This window comes from uncultured Methylobacterium sp., assembly GCF_964242245.1.
Lineage (GTDB): Bacteria > Pseudomonadota > Alphaproteobacteria > Rhizobiales > Beijerinckiaceae > Methylobacterium.
This window is the reverse complement of the sequence record NZ_CAXTBY010000090.1, coordinates 1-16,634: the sequence shown is the minus strand read 5'-3', so window position 1 is coordinate 16,634 and position 16,634 is coordinate 1. Positions and strand designations below refer to the sequence as shown.

The 16,634-nt window shown below is 69.7% G+C and carries 16 protein-coding genes and 1 pseudogene; 7 read left to right on the top strand and 10 right to left on the bottom strand.

Going from position 1 to position 16,634, the window contains the following annotated elements:
• The 4 genes and pseudogenes from ACFE8Y_RS16310 to ACFE8Y_RS16295 form a co-directional block, all read right to left on the bottom strand.
• Positions 1-444, bottom strand: a pseudogene (locus ACFE8Y_RS16310) (BA14K family protein); the annotation flags it as partial.
• A 117-nt stretch (positions 445-561) separates the two neighbouring features.
• Positions 562-1,794: an acyl-CoA dehydrogenase gene (locus ACFE8Y_RS16305; protein WP_375465432.1), complete on the bottom strand. Its 1,233-nt coding sequence runs from the start codon at positions 1,792-1,794 to the stop codon at positions 562-564.
• Positions 1,795-1,898: 104 nt separating this feature from the next.
• Positions 1,899-2,828: an AEC family transporter gene (locus ACFE8Y_RS16300; RefSeq protein ID WP_375465431.1), complete on the bottom strand. Its 930-nt coding sequence runs from the start codon at positions 2,826-2,828 to the stop codon at positions 1,899-1,901.
• A 98-nt stretch (positions 2,829-2,926) separates the two neighbouring features.
• A complete protein-coding gene (locus tag ACFE8Y_RS16295) occupies positions 2,927-3,859 on the bottom strand; it encodes a 3-hydroxyacyl-CoA dehydrogenase NAD-binding domain-containing protein (protein WP_375465430.1) in 933 nt (310 codons plus the stop codon).
• Between the two features lie 115 nt (positions 3,860-3,974).
• On the opposite strand from ACFE8Y_RS16295, the gene ACFE8Y_RS16290 reads away from it, so the two are divergent.
• The 5 genes from ACFE8Y_RS16290 to ACFE8Y_RS16270 all read left to right on the top strand — a co-directional run bounded on the left by ACFE8Y_RS16290 (position 3,975) and on the right by ACFE8Y_RS16270 (position 8,666).
• Positions 3,975-4,952, top strand: a complete 978-nt coding sequence (locus ACFE8Y_RS16290) for an ABC transporter substrate-binding protein (protein ID WP_375465429.1) — start codon at positions 3,975-3,977, stop codon at positions 4,950-4,952.
• Positions 4,952-5,761, top strand: a complete 810-nt coding sequence (locus ACFE8Y_RS16285) for an ABC transporter permease (RefSeq protein ID WP_375465428.1) — start codon at positions 4,952-4,954, stop codon at positions 5,759-5,761. Before ACFE8Y_RS16290 ends, ACFE8Y_RS16285 begins: the two co-directional genes overlap by 1 nt.
• Before the next feature lie 9 nt (positions 5,762-5,770).
• On the top strand, positions 5,771-6,565 hold the full coding sequence (locus tag ACFE8Y_RS16280) for an ABC transporter ATP-binding protein (protein ID WP_375465427.1): 795 nt from the start codon (positions 5,771-5,773) through the stop codon (positions 6,563-6,565).
• A gap of 113 nt (positions 6,566-6,678) precedes the next feature.
• Complete coding sequence (locus tag ACFE8Y_RS16275) at positions 6,679-7,332, top strand: ABC transporter ATP-binding protein (protein WP_375465426.1); 654 nt, start codon at positions 6,679-6,681, stop codon at positions 7,330-7,332.
• A gap of 92 nt (positions 7,333-7,424) precedes the next feature.
• Positions 7,425-8,666, top strand: a complete 1,242-nt coding sequence (locus ACFE8Y_RS16270) for a capsule biosynthesis protein (RefSeq protein ID WP_375465425.1) — start codon at positions 7,425-7,427, stop codon at positions 8,664-8,666.
• A gap of 23 nt (positions 8,667-8,689) precedes the next feature.
• Here ACFE8Y_RS16270 and ACFE8Y_RS16265 read toward each other — a convergent pair whose 3' ends face one another.
• Complete coding sequence (locus ACFE8Y_RS16265) at positions 8,690-9,439, bottom strand: hypothetical protein (protein WP_375465424.1); 750 nt, start codon at positions 9,437-9,439, stop codon at positions 8,690-8,692.
• Between the two features lie 94 nt (positions 9,440-9,533).
• Positions 9,534-9,839, bottom strand: a complete 306-nt coding sequence (locus tag ACFE8Y_RS16260; RefSeq protein WP_375465423.1) for a hypothetical protein — start codon at positions 9,837-9,839, stop codon at positions 9,534-9,536.
• 157 nt (positions 9,840-9,996) lie between these two features.
• Between ACFE8Y_RS16260 and flhA the strand changes: the two genes are divergently transcribed.
• Positions 9,997-12,144, top strand: a complete 2,148-nt coding sequence (gene flhA, locus ACFE8Y_RS16255; protein ID WP_375465422.1) for a flagellar biosynthesis protein FlhA — start codon at positions 9,997-9,999, stop codon at positions 12,142-12,144.
• Between the two features lie 111 nt (positions 12,145-12,255).
• On the opposite strand, the gene ACFE8Y_RS16250 is transcribed toward flhA, so the two are convergent.
• The 4 genes from ACFE8Y_RS16250 to fliI form a co-directional block, all read right to left on the bottom strand.
• Positions 12,256-12,687, bottom strand: a complete 432-nt coding sequence (locus ACFE8Y_RS16250; RefSeq protein WP_375465421.1) for a hypothetical protein — start codon at positions 12,685-12,687, stop codon at positions 12,256-12,258.
• A 58-nt stretch (positions 12,688-12,745) separates the two neighbouring features.
• A complete protein-coding gene (locus tag ACFE8Y_RS16245) occupies positions 12,746-13,798 on the bottom strand; it encodes a lysylphosphatidylglycerol synthase domain-containing protein (protein ID WP_375465420.1) in 1,053 nt (350 codons plus the stop codon).
• Positions 13,799-14,033: 235 nt separating this feature from the next.
• The gene (gene fliJ, locus ACFE8Y_RS16240) at positions 14,034-14,441 is read right to left on the bottom strand and encodes a flagellar export protein FliJ (protein WP_375465419.1); all 408 of its coding nucleotides are present in this window, start codon (positions 14,439-14,441) and stop codon (positions 14,034-14,036) included.
• Between the two features lie 64 nt (positions 14,442-14,505).
• A complete protein-coding gene (gene fliI / locus ACFE8Y_RS16235) occupies positions 14,506-15,855 on the bottom strand; it encodes a flagellar protein export ATPase FliI (protein WP_375465418.1) in 1,350 nt (449 codons plus the stop codon).
• A 418-nt stretch (positions 15,856-16,273) separates the two neighbouring features.
• Between fliI and ACFE8Y_RS16230 the strand changes: the two genes are divergently transcribed.
• On the top strand, positions 16,274-16,634 hold a 361-nt coding region (locus ACFE8Y_RS16230; RefSeq protein WP_375465417.1), incomplete at its 3' end, for a response regulator.

Sequence of the window (16,634 nt, the reverse complement as noted above, 5' to 3'; positions counted from 1 at the left end):
GCCGTACCCGGCCGGGGCGTAGCCACCGCCGTAGCCGCCGTAATAGCCGTCATCGTAGCCGTAGCCGCCGTAACCGTAGCCCAGCCCGCTGGCGGCGAGCCCCAGACCGAAGCCGGCCGCGCCGTAACCGAGCCCGCGGCCGTAGCCGCGCCCGCCGTAGTAACCGCCGCGGTTTCCGGCGAAGCCGCCACGGTTGATCCCGCCAGCGGCGACACCACCGCCGAGGCCGCGGCCGGCGAACCCGCCGCCGCCGATGCCCTTGCCGGCAAATCCACCGCCACCGACGCCGCGTCCACCGAAGCCGCCGCCGCCGAAGCCGCGGCCACCACCACCAAAGCCGCCGCCGTGGCCGCCACCGCCGAAGCCGCCCCGCGCCGAAACGTCGACGGGCAGCATGGCGAGGGCACCGGCCATCACGGCCGAAGCGAGAAGAATACGTTTCATGAGTTGGTCACCGATCCGTCAGGACAACATCGTCGGTGTGATAACGCGCGAGACGCACAATCGTCGCCGACCGAAGATCGTTCGTCCCGAACGCGTCGGCCCGGACGGCCATGTGCGTCAGAAGAACGCCTGCAGCCCGGTCTGGGCGCGTCCGAGGATCAGGGCGTGGACGTCGTGCGTGCCCTCGTAGGTGTTGACGGTCTCGAGGTTCTGGGCGTGGCGCATCACGTGGTACGCGCCCATGATGCCGTTGCCGCCGTGCATGTCGCGGGCGGTGCGCGCGACGTCGAGCGCCTTGCCGCAATTGTTGCGCTTGATCAGCGAGATCATCTCCGGCGCCATCCGGCCCTCGTCCATCAGGCGGCCGACCCGCAGGCTCGCCTGAAGGCCGAGGGTGATCTCGGTCTGCATGTCGGCGAGCTTCTTCTGGATGAGCTGGGTCTGCGCGAGCGGGCGGCCGAACTGCTTGCGCTCCAGCGTGTAGGCGCGCGCCCGGTGCCAGCAATCCTCGGCCGCGCCCATCGCGCCCCAGGAGATGCCGTAGCGTGCGCGGTTGAGGCAGCCGAAGGGACCCTTCAGGCCCGAGACGCCGGGCAGCAGCGCGTCCTCGCCGACCTCGACCCCCTCCATCACGATCTCGCCCGTGGTCGAGGCGCGCAAGGAGAGCTTGCCCGTGAGCGTGGGCGCGGACAGACCCCTCATGCCCTTCTCCAGGACGAAGCCGCGGATCGCGCCGTCGTGCGCGTCGGACTTGGCCCAGACCACTAACACGTCGGCGAAGGGCGCGTTCGAGATCCACATCTTGGCACCGGTCAGGCGGTAGCCGCCGTCGATCCGCTCGGCCCGCGTCGTCATGCCGGCGGGATCGGAGCCGGCATCCGGCTCGGTCAGGCCGAAGCAGCCGATCCACTCCCCCGAGGCGAGCCTGGGCAGGAATTTTTGGCGCTGCGCCTCCGAGCCGTAGGCGTGGATCGGGTACATGACGAGCGAGGACTGCACGCTCATCATCGAGCGGTAGCCGGAATCGACCCGCTCGACGGCGCGTGCCACGAGGCCGTAGGCGACGTAACTCGCACCCGCGCAGCCGTATTCCTCCGGCAGCGTCACGCCGAGGAGCCCCAGCGCGCCCATCTGGCGGAACAGGTCCGGGTCGGTCTTCTCCTGGGCGTAGGCCTCGACGATGCCGGGCAACAGCCGTTCCTGCGCGAAGGCGTGCGCCGTGTCCCGGATCGCGCGCTCGTCCTCGGTGAGCTGGTCGTCGAGCAGGAACGGGTCGTCCCAGACGAAGGCGGGGGAGGGCGGGGCGGACGGGGCCGCGCTGCCGGCAGGCGCGCGCATCGGTGCGTTCATGGGCGATCCCTCTGCTTCGCGGCGCTCGCTGGCCGGTCCGTCGACCGTCGAAGAGAGCTGCGGGTCGGTGACCCTACCACCGATCCGGCCGTGCCGGCGTCCTTTCAGGCGCGCCCGAGCAGCGTCAGCCACGCGATGGTGGTGAACGGCGCCAGCATCGTCGACACCAGCAGGGAGGCGGCAACCAGCCCCGTCTCGGTGCGGTAGCGGACGGCGAGCAGGTAGGCGTTGATGCCCACCGGCATCGCGGCAAACAGCGTCGCCACGCCGGCATAGGCCGGCGGCATGGTGAAGAGCCGGGTGGCGACGAGCCACACCACGAGCGGGTGGACGACCAGTTTCAGGAACGCGATCACCAGCGCGCCGGGCAGGTCGAACAGCACCCGGTAGCGCTTGAGCCCGGCGCCGAGCGCGATCAGCGCGCAGGTCGAGGCGGTGGCCGCGAACATGTCGATCAGCGCCTTCGGGACGCCGGAGGGCACGAAGCCCGCGCCCTTCAGCGCCATGCCGATCAGCAGCGACACGAAGATCGGGTTCCGGATCAGCACCCGCCCGAGCCCGCGCAGGCGCTGCCAGAGGGTGCGCCCGGCCTCGGCCTCGATCAGGAAGGTGGCGCAGCCCATCATCAGCGGCAGGTGGACGGCCAGCAGCAGGAACAGCGGGAACGCGCCCTCCTCGCCGTAGGCCTGGAGGATGGTCGGCACGCCGACGAAGATGGTGTTCGACTGGCTCGCCGCGAAGCCGTGCAGGATCGCGCCCTGCCGGCCGATCTCCGCCCGGCGCGCGGCGATCAGCGATCCGATGATCCACGACACGCCCGCCCCGCCGAAGTAGGCGATCCAGTAGCCCCAGGCGATCGCGCCATCGAGGCCGGGCCGCGTCAGCGTCGCGATGATCAGCGCCGGCACGGCGATGGCGAAGACGTATTCCGACAGGCCCTCGCTGACCTTGTCGGACAGGAGCCCGGCGACGGCGGCGCCCCAGCCGATCAGGATGACCCCGAAGATCGGGACGATGATCGTGACGGCGTTCACGGCAGGGGCGGACCGGTTCGTTCGGGAGGGTGAGGGGCGCGGATAGCACGCCGGCCGCTTGCCGCGCGCAGACCTTGACCGCGCACCAACCCTTCCTTTCAGCGACCCGCGACTTCCGTGCGGGCCAGCAGGATGTCGATCAGCGCCCGGTCGCGGCGCGCCTCCAGCTCCGCCAGCGAGCGCCCGCCCGCCGCCTCGCCGACCCCTTCGACGATCGCGTCCTTGACCGCCTCGCTCAGCGTCGGGGTCCCGAGGCTTTCCCACCGCCGGACCTGGCTGGGCCCGAGATGGTCGAGGTAGTGCCGGATGCCCCCCGCTCCGCCGCCGAGGTGGTAGGTCATGTGCGGGCCCATCGCGGCCCAGCGCAGGCCCGGCCCGTTGCAGAGCGCCGCGTCGATGTCGGCGACGCTGGCCACGCCCTCGGCGACGAGGTTCACCGCCTCGCGGTAGAGCGCCGAGGCGAGCCGGTTGGCGATGTGGCCCGGCATCTCGCGTCTCAGGATCACCGGGCGGCGGCCGAGGCGCGCGTAGAAAGCGGCCGCGCGCGCCGCCACCGCCTCGGTCCCGGCGACGATCTCCACGAGCGGCACCAAGTGGGGCGGGTGGAACGGATGGGCGACGATGATCCGCTCGGGCGTCGCGCAGTCGGCGACGATGCGGCTGCGCAGCATCGCCGAGGTGCTCGACGCGATGATCACGCCGGCCGGCGCCAGCCCGTCGAGGCTGGCCAGCACCGCGCGCTTCACCGCCTCGTTCTCGGGGGCGTTCTCCTGCACGAAGCCCGCGCCCGCGACGGCATCCGCCACCGTCGGGTGGACGCTGAGCCGGCCGGCGCCGGTGAGGCCGAACTCGGCGAGCTGGGCCAGCGATCGCGCGACCGAGGCCCGGAGCGGCTCCGCGAAACCCGGAGCCGTGTCGTAGGCCGCGACGTCGAGGCCGTGGGACAGGAACAGGGCCGACCAACTCGCCCCGAGGGTGCCGCAGCCGATCACGGCCACGCGGCCGGCATCATCCGTTTCAACAGGCGTCACTTCGTTGCCTCCCCGCGCTTTACTTTCGGCCTGCGCCTCGCCTAGTCAATGCGATGTCAGGCGTTTTTCGGCTGGCGCCGAGGCGGGCGACACGACCTGCGACCGGAGGAATTCTATGTTCAACCGCGCTCTCGCCGCCCTCGCCCTCCTCGTCCTCGCCGTGACCGCGGTGCGCGCCGACGATCTGGTTCGTCTCGGAAATCTCAAGTTCGCCCATTACGGCGCCATCTCCTACCTGAAGGAGATCGCGCCGAAATTCGGCCTCAAGATCGACGAGCGCCAGTTCGCCAAGGGCGCCGACATCTATCCCGCCATGGCGGTCGACCAGATCGACATCTCGGCCTCGGGCGCCGACGGCGCGGTGTCCGCGCGCGGCAACGGCGTGAAGCTCTACGTGGTCGCGGGCTTCGCCAACGGGGGCGTGCGCATCCTCAAGCGGCCGGACCTCGACGCGGTCAAGACCATGAAGGACGCCAAGGGCTTCAAGGTCGCCACCGTCCGCGGCGGCGCGCAGGACCTCATGCTGCTGGCCGAGCTCGACAAGAACGGCCTGACGTGGTCCGAGCGGCCGGGCAAGGACGTGCAGTTGATCTACTTCAACAACTACGCCGACCTGAACCAGGCGCTGGCGCAGAAGTACGTCGACGTGATCTGCCAGAGCGAGCCGCAATCGACCCAGGCCATCAGCGCCGGCTGGGGCACCGAGGTGGTCAAGCCCTACGACACGCCGATCGGCCTGCCGGTGCGCCCGCTGGTCATGACCGAGAAGATGTACAACGAGCGGCCCGAGGTCGCCGCCCGGGTGCTGAAGCTGTTCGTCGCGGCGACCAAGGCCTTCATCGACGATCCCATGCTCGCCGAGAAGTACGTGCGCGAGTCGGTGTTCAAGGGCCAGCTCTCGAGCCAGGACTTTCGCGATGGCATGGCCAACGCGAGCTACACCTACGACATGCCCGCCGGACACATGCAGACCACGACCGACTACATGGTGAAGTACGGCCTGGGTAAGATGGTCAACCCGCCCAAGAGCGATGCCGAGTGGGTGAAGCTCGATCTGCTGGAGAAGGCCAAGGCCGAGTTGAAGAGCAACTGATGCGCCTCTCCTCGCTGCGCGGCGCCATCGTCCCGGTCTTCCTGCTCGCCCTCTGGGAGATCCTGAGCCGGGCCGGCGTGTTCTCCGCCGTGGTGCTGCCGCCGCCGAGCGCGGTCGCGGTCAAGTGGGTTTCGGGGCTGCTGCCCGCACTGCCCTACGAGCCGGGCACGGAGAGCCACGTGGCCTGGATGTTCTCCGGCGAGATGCCGCGCGATGCGGTGGCGAGCCTGTCGCGGGTGATCTCCGGCTTCCTGATCGGTGCCGGGCTCGCCGTTCCCATCGGGCTGCTCCTCGGCACCAGCGACAGGCTGCACGGGCTGTTCGGGCCGCTCCTGGAATTTCTCCGTCCCATCCCGCCGATCGCCTACATCCCGCTGGCGATCGTCTGGTTCGGCCTCGGCAACCCGCCGGCCCTGTTCCTGATCGCGCTGGGCACCTTCTTCCCGGTGCTGGTCAACACGATCGCCGGCGTGCGGCAGGTCGATTCGATCTACATCCGCGCGGCCCGCAACCTCGGCGCCGGGTCCTGGACGATGTTCCGCCGCGTCATCCTGCCGGCCGCGAGCCCGTTCGTGCTGGCCGGCATGCGCATCGGCATCGGCACGGCGTTCATCGTGGTGATCGTCGCGGAGATGATCGCCGTGTCGGACGGCCTCGGCTACCGCATCCTGGAGGCCCGGGAATACATGTGGTCGGACAAGATCATCGGCGGCATGGTGACGATCGGCCTCCTCGGCCTCATCATCGATGGGGCGATGAGCCGCCTCAACGACCACCTGCTGCGCTGGCACCGCGGCCTCGAGCGCTGACACGGGATCATGTCCGCAGAGATCGTCGTCTCGGGCGCCGTCAAGGTGTTCGGCACCGGAGCCGCTGCGGTCGCAGCCCTTCAGGACATCACGGCCACGGTGCCGGAAGGACAGTTCCTGTGCCTGCTCGGGCCGTCCGGCTGCGGCAAGTCCACGCTGCTCAACGCGATTGCCGGGTTCACGCCGCTGACGGACGGCCGGATTACCCTCGGCGGGCGGACGGTCGCCGCGCCCGGGCCCGACCGCGGCATGGTCTTCCAGGAATACGCCCTGTTCCCGTGGATGAGCGTCGAGGACAACGTCCGCTTCGGCCTCGACATCAAGAACGTGCCGCGGGCGGAGGCGACGGTCACGGTCGACCGGATCGTGGCGACGCTCGGGCTCACCGATTTCCGCAAGCGCTACCCGAAGGACCTGTCCGGCGGCATGCGCCAGCGGGTCGCCATCGCCCGCATCCTGGCCCTCGACCCGCCGGTGATGCTGATGGACGAGCCGTTCGGGGCGCTCGATGCGCTGACCCGGCGGACCCTCCAGGACGAGTTGCTGCGGATCTGGGCCGAGCTCGGCAAGACCATCGTGTTCGTCACGCACTCGATCGAGGAGGCGATCTACCTCGCCGACCGTATCCTGGTGATGACCTACCGGCCCGGCCGGATCAAGCGCGACGTGCGCGTGGAGATCCCGCGCCCGCGCGACACCGCGTCCTCCGACTTCAACACGATCAAGCGCGAACTCGCCGCCCTGGTGATGGAGGAGCAGCAGCGCTTCACCAACGCCGAGCTGCACGCGCCGGCCGTCGACTGAACGGACCTTTAGTCCATCCTCAGATTCGCCGCTTTCGCCACGCAAGACCTGCAGGCTTGCCGTGCGCCGCGACCGATCCCGCGCGCCGGCCGCGTGGAGGAGTTCGGCCTGCGGTGATCCGCTTCGAGAACGTCACCAAGATCTACAAGACGGACGGCTACCGCCGCACCATCCTGGAGCGCGTGTCGCTGACCCTGAAGCCCGGCGTCAGCTACGGCATCCTCGGCATCAACGGTGCCGGCAAGTCGACCACCATGCGCCTGATCGGCGGGGCGGAGGACCCGACGAGCGGCCGGATCAAGCGCAACCTGCGGGTGTCTTGGCCGCTCGGCTTCGGCGGCGGCTTCCATCCGGCGATGACCGGACGGGACAACGTCATCTTCGTGGCGCGCGTCTACGGCGAGGATCCCAAGCGCGTCCTGGCCTACGTCGAGGATTTTTCCGAACTCGGCAGCTACCTCGACGTGCCGATCCGGACCTACTCGTCGGGCATGGGCGCCCGCCTCGCCTTCGGCATGAGCATGGCGATCCCGTTCGACTGCTACCTCATCGACGAGGTGACGGCGGTCGGCGATGCGCGCTTCGCGAAGCGCTGCACCGAAGTCTTCGCCGACCGGCGCAAGACCGCCGACGTCATCATGGTGTCCCACGCGATGGACACCATTCGCGAGTGGTGCACGCAGGGCATCGTCCTGCTCAACGGCCGCGCCGTCATCTACGAGGACGTCAACGACGCGATCGAGGTCTACCGCCGCCTCAATGCCTGACACCGGCCCGGCCCGGACGGACATCGTTTCGCCGCGGGTTCGCACGACACTCGCCAGGGCCGTATCCGTCGGCCAACGGAAACAGCAGGTCCATGAACGTCGAGATCCGCAAGCCGCAGGGCCAGTCGCTGACGACCGCAGACCGGTCGAACGCGGTCGCCGAGTCCTTGCGTCAGATCGCCCGGCTGTCCCGTTTCGCCGACCGGAAGAAGGGCATCCGCTCCTATCAGAGCCACGTGAAGAGCGATCCGTGGGTGCCGATCCTGTTCATGCTCGTCTTCGTCCTGCCGGCGGTCGCGGGTGCCGTCTACTACGGCCTGATCGCCTCGGACCGCTTCGTCACCGAGGCGCGCTTCGCGCTTCGGCCGGCCCTCGGAGGGGCTGAGAAGGCGACGCCGGACGCCGTCGGCACGAACGCCGGCGTTCCCAAGGAGCTGCTCGCACAGGACGTGCTGATCACGCATCAGTACATCCTCAGCCGGCCGATGCTCGAAACGATTCAGGCACAGTTGCCGATCCGCGAATGGTTCGGTCGTGACGGGATCGACTATATCTCCCGTTTCGACGCGAGTGAACCGATCGAGAAGTTCCTCAAGTACTGGCGCAACCACGTCTCGATCGATGTCGAGAGCAACTCCGGCATCATGGCGCTGTCGGTGAGCGCGTTCGATCCCGCGGAGTCGCTCGCCATCACCCGGGCCATCCTCACGGAAGCGGAGCAGATGGTGAACCGCCTGAGCATGACGGCGCGCAACGATGCGGTCGCCGAGAGCAACCGGGAGATGCGGCTCGCCGAGGAGCGCATGAGCAAGCTCCGCATCGCCGTGCGCGACCTGCGCAACCGGGACGGGGTGCTCGATGCCCAGAAGACGAACGAGACGAACCTCAAGGTGGTCGGGGAACTGCGCTCGGCGCGGATCAACCTGGCGGTGCAACTGATGATGTCGCTGCGCGATCTCGCCCCGGAATCGCGGCGCATCCTCGACATGAAGGCCCAGATCAAGGATCTCGACGACAACATCGCCCGGATCGAGCGGCAGTCGGCGAGCCAGGACCCCGAGCAGAAACGCCTGCTCTCCGATGCCCTGACGCGGTTCGAGGCGCTCAACAACGAACGGACCGACGCCGAGAGGTACTACGCCAAGGTCCTTGCGGCCAACGAGCGGGCGCGCATCATCGCCGCCCGCCAGGTCGAGTTCTTCAGCCCGATCGTCGCGCCGGTGATGGCCGAGTCGTCGACGCAGCCGCGTCGCCTGCTGATGACCAGCTTGGTCGCGGCCGGTGCGGCGGTCGCCTTCGCCGGTGCGCTGTTCGCGCGCAAGCAGATGGTCTGAGCCCCCGCGGGTGATCGCGTCGCTCAGCGCTTGCTGGACCCGAAGGTCTGGCTCGGCGCGGGCGGTGTCCCCGCCGTGCGGCCCGCATCGATCGGGAGCAGGGTCCGCCCGTCCTCTGTGTCGAGGCCGGTGGTGGTCGAGGCCGCCGCGCCGATCGCCGTCGATCCGACCTCCCGGGTCCCGGCCTCGCCGACCGCCGGTCCGGCGGTGCCCCCGGTCCAGCCCTGCGTTCGCCAGCCCTGCGCGCGCTCGTCGAGATCGATCGAGCCGTGCCGGTCCAGGATCGCCATCACGCGCTCGGCCTGGCCGTCATCGACGCGGGCGGTGACGAGGGTGCCGCCGCGGCGGACCCCCTCGGCGTAGGTCTCGGCCTCGTGCGGGCTGAGGCCGGCGCCGGTGAGGCCGCCGAGCAGTCCCCCGGTTGCCGCGCCGACGCCGGCCCCGGTCACCGTCGCCACGAGCCACCCGGCGGCCACCACCGGGCCGACGCCCGGGATCGCCAGGAGCCCGAGGCCGGCGAGCAGGCCCGCGCCTCCGCCCAGCACCGTTCCGAGGGTCGCCCCGGTCCCGGCTCCGTCGCCGGCGTCGCTCTCGGTCGAAGCTCGCGCGGGATCGGAGGCGAAGGGCTTGAGCCGGCTGGCATGACGATCCTCGGCATTGCTCGCGACGATGCTGATGTCGCCGTGCGGAATGCCCTCCGCCTCGAGCGTGTCGACCGCGCGCGCGGCGGCGTCGTAGTCGTCGAACAGGGCGGTGATGGCTCGTGTCGACATGGTGTCCTCCGATGTGATGATGCGCCGTGCGGAGGGCTGAGGTTTCGGCACGATCGGGCAGGACCCGAGGCTCGGCCCGGATCGCCCCCACGCGTCACTGCGCGGCGACGCTGCCCTTGAAGTCCATCCCGATCTGGACGTCCTGGCCGGCATGCACCGCGGTGCCGTGCCAGATCCCGGACGCGTCCTTGCGCAGGTCCTTGACCTCGCCGAAGCCCATGCGGCCGAAGCGCTCCTTCACCTGAGCTTCCGTGAAGCTGTTGGCGCCGGGCTCCAGCGGCTCGCCGACCATGCCGTGCCCGTCCGGCCGCGCGTCCGCATCGGGCGCGGCGGTCTGGGCCGGCGCGGCGCCCGTGGCGACCAGCACGAGGAACGCGGCGAGGGCGGACGATCTGCGCATGGGGTCGGCCTCGGATCGGGATCTTGCGTGGAGCGGGTTCAAGCCGCCCGCACGCGCCGGGTTCCAGCTTGAGCGGAGCGCGACGTTAAGGCAGCGCTAACCATCGACCCGGCAAATCCTGCCGGGTCCGCCCGTCGCGGACCGGAGCGCGTGCGGCATGAGCGAGACGGCCAGCGTGCCGGAACGGACGGGCGGCCTCGCGGCGCTCGGCGGCTTCTCGCTCCCGACCCGCGCCAACCTCGACGCGCTGTCGAAGCGCACCGACCTGTTCTTCGCCACCGCGGTGATGGGCATCCTCGCGGTGCTGATCTTCCCGCTGCCCTCGGTGCTGCTCGACCTGCTGCTCGCCGTCTCGATCATCATGTCCGTGCTGATCATGATGACGGGGCTGTTCATCGACAACCCGCTCGAATTCACCGTCTTCCCGACGCTGCTGCTCATCGCGACGATGCTGCGGCTGGCGCTCAACCTCGCCTCGACGCGGCTGATCCTCGGGCACGGCCACGAGGGAACCGCGGCCGCCGGCCACGTCATCGAGGCGTTCGGCAACTTCGTGATGGGCGGCAACTTCGTCATCGGGATCATCGTGTTCGCGATCCTGATCATCGTGAACTTCGTCGTCATCACGAAGGGCTCAGGGAGAATCGCCGAGGTCGCCGCGCGCTTCACGCTGGACGCGATGCCCGGCAAGCAGATGGCCATCGACGCCGACCTCTCGGCGGGGCTGATCGACGAGAAGACCGCCAAGGCTCGCCGCTCGGCGCTGGAGGAGGAATCGGCGTTCTTCGGCGCCATGGACGGCGCCTCGAAGTTCGTGCGCGGGGACGCGATCGCGGCGCTGCTCATCACCTTCATCAACGTCGTCGGCGGGATCATCATCGGCGTCGCCCAGCAGGACATGGCGATCGGCGCCGCCGCCAAGAGCTACACGCTGCTCACCATCGGCGACGGGCTGGCCTCCCAGGTGCCGGCGCTCATCGTCTCGACCGCGGCCGGCATCCTGGTCTCCAAGGCCGGCGTGAAGGGCTCGGCCGACAAGGCGCTCGGCAAGCAGCTTGCCAACTACCCCAAGGCGCTCGGCATGTCGTCCGGCGTCATGGTGCTGCTCGCGCTGCTCCCCGGCATGCCGATGCTGCCGTTCCTCGCCCTCGCTGGCGCCTCGGGCTACGCCGCGTGGCGCTTCGCCAAGACCGCGCGGGAGGCGCCGCCGCTCGACGCCTCGGGCGCGCCGATGGACGCAGCCGCGGTGGCTGCGGCCGCCAAGGAGAAGGAGGAGACGGTCACCGACCTCCTGAAGCTCGACGAGCTCAAGCTGGAGATGGGCTACGCGCTGCTGGCGCTGGTCAACGGCGAAGGGCAGGACCGGCTCACCGATCAGATAAAAGCGCTGCGCCGCCAACTCGCGGCCGACCTCGGCTTCGTGATGCCTTCGGTGCGCATCCTCGACAACGTGCAGCTCGACGCCAACGCCTACGTCGTGCGGGTGAAGGAGATCGAGGCCGGGACCGGGCAGATCTTCCCCGGCCAGTTCATGGCGATGGACCCGATGGGCGGGCAGGTGCAGCTCCCCGGCCAGCACATGCTGGAGCCGACCTTCGGCCTGCCCGCGACATGGATCGACGCGTCGTTGCGTGATCAGGCCCAGCTCAAGGGCTACACCGTGGTCGATGCGGCGACCGTGGTCTCGACGCATCTCACCGAGATCATCAAGGCGCACGTCTCGGAGCTCCTCAACCACGTCGAGGTCTCGAAGCTCCTGCGCGAACTCTCGAAGGAGCACAACGACCTGGTCAAGGAGGTGGTACCCGCGCAGATCAGCACCACCGGCATCCAGCGCGTGCTGCAGTTCCTGCTGGCCGAGCGGGTCTCGATCCGCGACCTCGGCGCGATCGTCGAGGGCGTCGCGGAGGTCGCGGGCTCGGTGAAGAACCCGCGCGACATCGTCGAGCACGTGCGTGCGCGCCTCGGGCGCCAGATCTGCGCCCAGTACCAGGGGCCGGACGGCATGCTGCCGATCATCACCCTGTCGCCGGCCTGGGAGCAGGCCTTCCTCGAATCGATCGTCGGCGAGCGCGACGAGCGCTACCTCGCGATGCAGCCCTCGAAGCTCACCGAGTTCGTCGGCACGGTGCGCGACCGCTTCGAGACCGCGGCGCGCCTGGGCGAGATGCCGGTGCTCGTCACCTCGGTCCAGGCCCGGCCGTTCGTGCGCTCGATCATCGAGCGCTTCCGCCGCGAGACCCCGGTGATGAGCCAGGCCGAGATCCATCCGCGGGCGCGGCTGCGGACGGTGGGCTCGGTGTGAGGCGGGTCGCTTCGGTCGCCGTCGGATCGCGGACGGTCCCGGCGTCCTGCCGATCCGCATCATCCGACGACGCGGTCAGGGCTGGCCAGAACGTGCTCCGACGGACGCGGCTCAGAACAGGTCGATCTCGGCCGCGAACACCGTCACCAGGGGACGCCGGTTGCCGGAGGCGCCGACGGATCCCTTCGCGACGGAGGTCGGCTTGATCTCGACGTCGAAGCGGCAGGCCGATCGCTGAAGCTTGTCCGTGCCTTTGCAGTCCCGGCCGAGCTTCCGGCTGATCACGGCGATCGTCCCGACCCCGAGGACGGGGGCCGTGAGCGAGAGGATCTGTCCGTCGATCTCCGCGGTGCAGACGAAGCCGGCACCGCCGGAATCGACGCAGGACAGGTTGTTCAGCCTGATCCGCCGTCCGACGTAGCTCCGCCCTTCGCTCAGCAGCGCGCGCGCCTCCGTCCGAGTCGTCTCCGGCGCGGCACCGGCCGCGTCGATGGCCGCCAAGGCGCAGCCCAGGCAGGCGACGATCAGTGCCTCGTACCGCATCGTGGCCCTACACCTTCGACATCCATCATGGGGCAACCGATGATCGCCGGACCGGCGATCAGACGGCCCGCTCCTCCAACCGCTGCTCGATCTCGTGCGCGTCGAGGCCGGGGACGACCAGGGGCGGCTCGGGCACCGCGACGGGGACCTTGGCGCGCTTCCCCAGCGCGCTGACCAGCCGACCGCGCTCGTACAGCAGCACGACGACGACCGAGATCAGGAACGGCAACCAGAAGTAGAACATCCGGAAGACGAGCAGCGCCGCGATGATCGACGGGCGCTCCATGTCCGGCATGGCGATGACGAAGACCAGCTCGAACACGCCGAGGCCGCCGGGCGCGTTCGACACGAGTGCGGCCGAGAACGAGGCGAGGAACACGGCCAGCACCACGAGGAAGCCGGGATTGTTGGCCTCCGGCAGCGCGAAGTAGATGATCCCGGCAGCCCCCAGCAGTTCGAGCGGGGCGGCGATGATCTGGCGGACCATGATCCGCGGGCGCGGGTATTCGAGCTTGAACGCGCGGACCGTCAGGGGCCTCAGGCGAAGCAGCGAGCCGATCATGTAGAGCGCGACGGCGCCGAGCAGCACGGCACCGAGGATGCGGGCGGTGGCGGGATTGGTGAGGATCGCGGGCAGGTAGCCCTGGAGCCGGGTCAGCGTGTCCGGCAGCGCCACGAGGACGAAGCCGCCGAGCAGGATCGTGCCGAGGCCGAACGTGAAGGAGCACAGGGCCACCAGCACCGCGACCTGGGCCGCCGACAGCCCCTTGGCGGTGTAGGCGCGGTAGCGCACCACTGCGCCGGAGAACACGGAGGCGCCGATGTTGTGCGACAGCGCGTAGGTGGTGAAGGAGCAGACCGAGACGAAGAGCACCGAGATGTGGGTGACGCCGAGGTGCAGCAGGGCGATCCGGTCGTACCAGGCGAGCGCGGCGTAGGCGACCAGCGTCGCGACGCCCGCCAGCAGGAAGCGGTGCACCGGGATCGCGGCGAGGCTGCCGCCGATCTCGGCCAGCGAGATGCCGCGGAGTTCGCGGTACAGAAGGTAGCCCGAGACGACGACGGCCGCGAGGCCGACGATCGGCCAGATGAGTTCGCTGATCTTCTTCATGCTTGACCGACGCCTCGGGGGAGAAGCCCCTGATGCGTCAGGAAACGGCGCACCGCAAGCCAGCCCGCTCGGGCTTCCCAAGGCGCGTCATGTCACCCGATCGTGACGGTTTCGTGCCGGTCCGGCATCTGAGCTTCAGGGCCGCGCCCGGTCGCGCTGCCATCAATCCTGGCTCGAAGTCGTTGTTGCGTCGCGCGCGCTCGCCGAGCCGGCGTCCACTTCGGCGGAGAGCGCTTTAAGCGCGGGCGCGCGAGAGCCCGATGGCGTCCATGGCGGCCTGCTCGCGCTGAGCGTCGGCGGCCCGCTCGACGCTGCGCTCGCGGTCGTCGAGGATCTCGACCTTCTTCAGGTCCTCGAACGCCTCGCCGAGTTCCGCCTTGGCCTCGGAGAGCTGGCCTTCCAGCGCGATCGCCGACTGGCGCATGTTGTCCCGGCGGGCCGCGGCGGCGCGGGCGTAGGTTGGATAGGCGAAGTGGGCGGTGTCGGAGATGCCGGCTCGGGCCTCCTCCTGGGCGACCTCGCGGTCGAGTTCCACCGCCATGCGGTGGAACTCGGCCATCATCACTTCGATCTGGGTCACACGGCGACGCTTCTCGTCGACCTGGAAGCGGCGCAGCCGGATCAACGTGTCACGCGATTTCATGGGGACGCTCACTCCACGCAACGCCGGCGACCCTGCGCGGCTGAAACCCGCCGCGCCGCCCGCTTTAGGAACCGCCCACGATCTCTGCGAGCCGTGCGTAACCATCGCCGAGGGAGGTTGCTTCTTCCTTACCCTGCCCCAGGAAAGCCTCGAGCTGCGGCATGAGGGCCACCGCCTCGTCGACCTCCGCCGAGGCCCCGGCCCGGTAGGCGCCGAGCCGGATCAGCTCCTCCATGTCGGCGTAGGTCGCGAGCACGCGGCGCGCCCGCCGCACCACCGGCAGGAAGGCCGGATCGCAGGAGCGCGGCATCGTTCGCGAGACCGAGCGCAGGACGTTGACCGCCGGGTAGCGTCCGCGCTCGGCGATCGCGCGCTCCATCACGATGTGCCCGTCGAGGATGCCGCGCACCGCGTCCGCCACCGGCTCGTTGTGGTCGTCGCCCTCGACCAGCACCGTGAACAGGGCCGAGATCGTGCCCTCTCCCACGCCGGGGCCGGCCCGTTCGAGGAGGCGCGGCAACTCGCTGAACACGGTGGGCGTGTAGCCCTTGGCGGTGGGCGGCTCGCCGGCCGCCAAGCCGATGTCGCGCTGGGCCATGGCGAAGCGCGTGATCGAGTCGATCATGCACAGCACGCGCAATCCCTGGTCGCGAAAATGCTCGGCCACCGACAGGGTCACGTAGGCGGCGTTGCGGCGCATCAGGGCCGGCTCGTCGGAGGTCGCCACCACCACGACCGAGCGCGCGAGGCCCGCCGCGCCGAGGTCGTCCTGGAGGAACTCCTGCACCTCGCGCCCGCGCTCGCCGACGAGGCCGATCACCGCGACGTCGGCGGCGGTGTAGCGGGCGAGCATCGACAGCAGCACGGACTTGCCGACGCCGGAGCCGGCGAAGATGCCCATGCGCTGGCCGGCACACATGGTGAGGAAGGTGTTGAGGCAGCGCACGCCGAGATCGAGGGGCTTGCCCACGCGGCGCCGGGCGTGGGCCGGTGGCGGGTCGGCCCGCAGGGCATAGATCTCCGGCCCGGCTTCGAGGGGGCCGAGGCCGTCGACGGGGCGCCCGAGCGCGTCGACCACCCGACCGAGCCATGCGGCCGACGGCCTGATCGCGCCGGCGGCCTCGTCGCGGACGAAGGCCGGGCAGCCGCGGCGGACGCCCTCCAGCGAGCCGAACGGCATCGCCAGCGCCCGGTCGCCCTGGAAGCCGATGATCTCGCAGGGGATCAGCCCGGCGCTGCCGGCGCCCTCGACGTCGAGGCGCCCGCCGAGGCGCATCGCGGCCACGGGACCGGCGACCTCGACGAGCAGGCCGCGGATCGCGACGACGCGGCCGTAGGTCTCCAGCGGTTCGACGCGCTCCAGGGCGGCCTTGAGGCCGGCCAGCGTCGCGGATCCGGTCCGATCCTGCGTCATCCGCCCACCCTCTAACGGTTCATTTACCTCCCTCCTTAACATTGCGGTCATCGGGCTTGTAGCGGGCCGATCGCACGGACCGGGCAGGTCGCGGGACGTGTCCCGGACATGCCTCGCGGATGTGGCCGATCGGTCACAAGCGCGACCGGACCGTTACCCGGGAAGCACTTGGCGAGGGTCGGAGAGCGGGCGCACGGCGCGGGCAGCGAGGACGGATGGAACAGACCGACAACGCGGCCCGCGAAACGGCCGGGGCCCTGCGAAACGACCGCTTGCAAGCGGGAAACAGGTTTTGTTAACGATTAACGCATAGCGTTTCACGTCAATGACGGTGGGGCGTCCGTCCACAGGCCGGTGGCGGACGAAGGGCGGCGACGTGTCCGAACGCTGATACGGCCGGCCGGGCTGAGGATCGACGATGCGGGTACTTCTGATCGAGGACGACAGCGCCACCGCGCAAAGCATCGAGTTGATGCTCAAGTCCGAGAACTTCAACACCTACACCACCGACCTCGGTGAGGAGGGGATCGATCTCGGCAAGCTCTACGACTACGACATCATCCTCCTCGACCTGAACCTGCCCGACATGTCGGGCTACGAGGTGCTGCGCAACCTGCGCGTGGCCAAGGTGAAGACCCCGATCCTGATCCTGTCCGGCATGGCCGGCATCGAGGACAAGGTGAAGGGCCTCGGCTTCGGCGCCGACGACTACCTCACCAAGCCCTTCCACAAGGACGAGCTCGTCGCCCGCATCCACGCCATCGTGCGCCGCTCGAAGG

Bases quoted from the DNA above. Each gene is read 5' to 3' on its own strand.
- ACFE8Y_RS16305 (WP_375465432.1), bottom strand. From the start codon at position 1,794: ATGAACGCACCGATGCGCGCGCCTGCCGGCAGCGCGGCCCCGTCCGCC.
- ACFE8Y_RS16290 (WP_375465429.1), top strand. From the start codon at position 3,975: ATGTTCAACCGCGCTCTCGCCGCCCTCGCCCTCCTCGTCCTCGCCGTG.
- ACFE8Y_RS16285 (WP_375465428.1), top strand. From the start codon at position 4,952: ATGCGCCTCTCCTCGCTGCGCGGCGCCATCGTCCCGGTCTTCCTGCTC.
- ACFE8Y_RS16280 (WP_375465427.1), top strand. From the start codon at position 5,771: ATGTCCGCAGAGATCGTCGTCTCGGGCGCCGTCAAGGTGTTCGGCACC.
- ACFE8Y_RS16270 (WP_375465425.1), top strand. From the start codon at position 7,425: ATGAACGTCGAGATCCGCAAGCCGCAGGGCCAGTCGCTGACGACCGCA.
- ACFE8Y_RS16265 (WP_375465424.1), bottom strand. From the start codon at position 9,439: ATGTCGACACGAGCCATCACCGCCCTGTTCGACGACTACGACGCCGCC.
- ACFE8Y_RS16260 (WP_375465423.1), bottom strand. From the start codon at position 9,839: ATGCGCAGATCGTCCGCCCTCGCCGCGTTCCTCGTGCTGGTCGCCACG.
- flhA (WP_375465422.1), top strand. From the start codon at position 9,997: ATGAGCGAGACGGCCAGCGTGCCGGAACGGACGGGCGGCCTCGCGGCG.
- ACFE8Y_RS16250 (WP_375465421.1), bottom strand. From the start codon at position 12,687: ATGCGGTACGAGGCACTGATCGTCGCCTGCCTGGGCTGCGCCTTGGCG.
- ACFE8Y_RS16245 (WP_375465420.1), bottom strand. From the start codon at position 13,798: ATGAAGAAGATCAGCGAACTCATCTGGCCGATCGTCGGCCTCGCGGCC.
- fliJ (WP_375465419.1), bottom strand. From the start codon at position 14,441: ATGAAATCGCGTGACACGTTGATCCGGCTGCGCCGCTTCCAGGTCGAC.
- fliI (WP_375465418.1), bottom strand. From the start codon at position 15,855: ATGACGCAGGATCGGACCGGATCCGCGACGCTGGCCGGCCTCAAGGCC.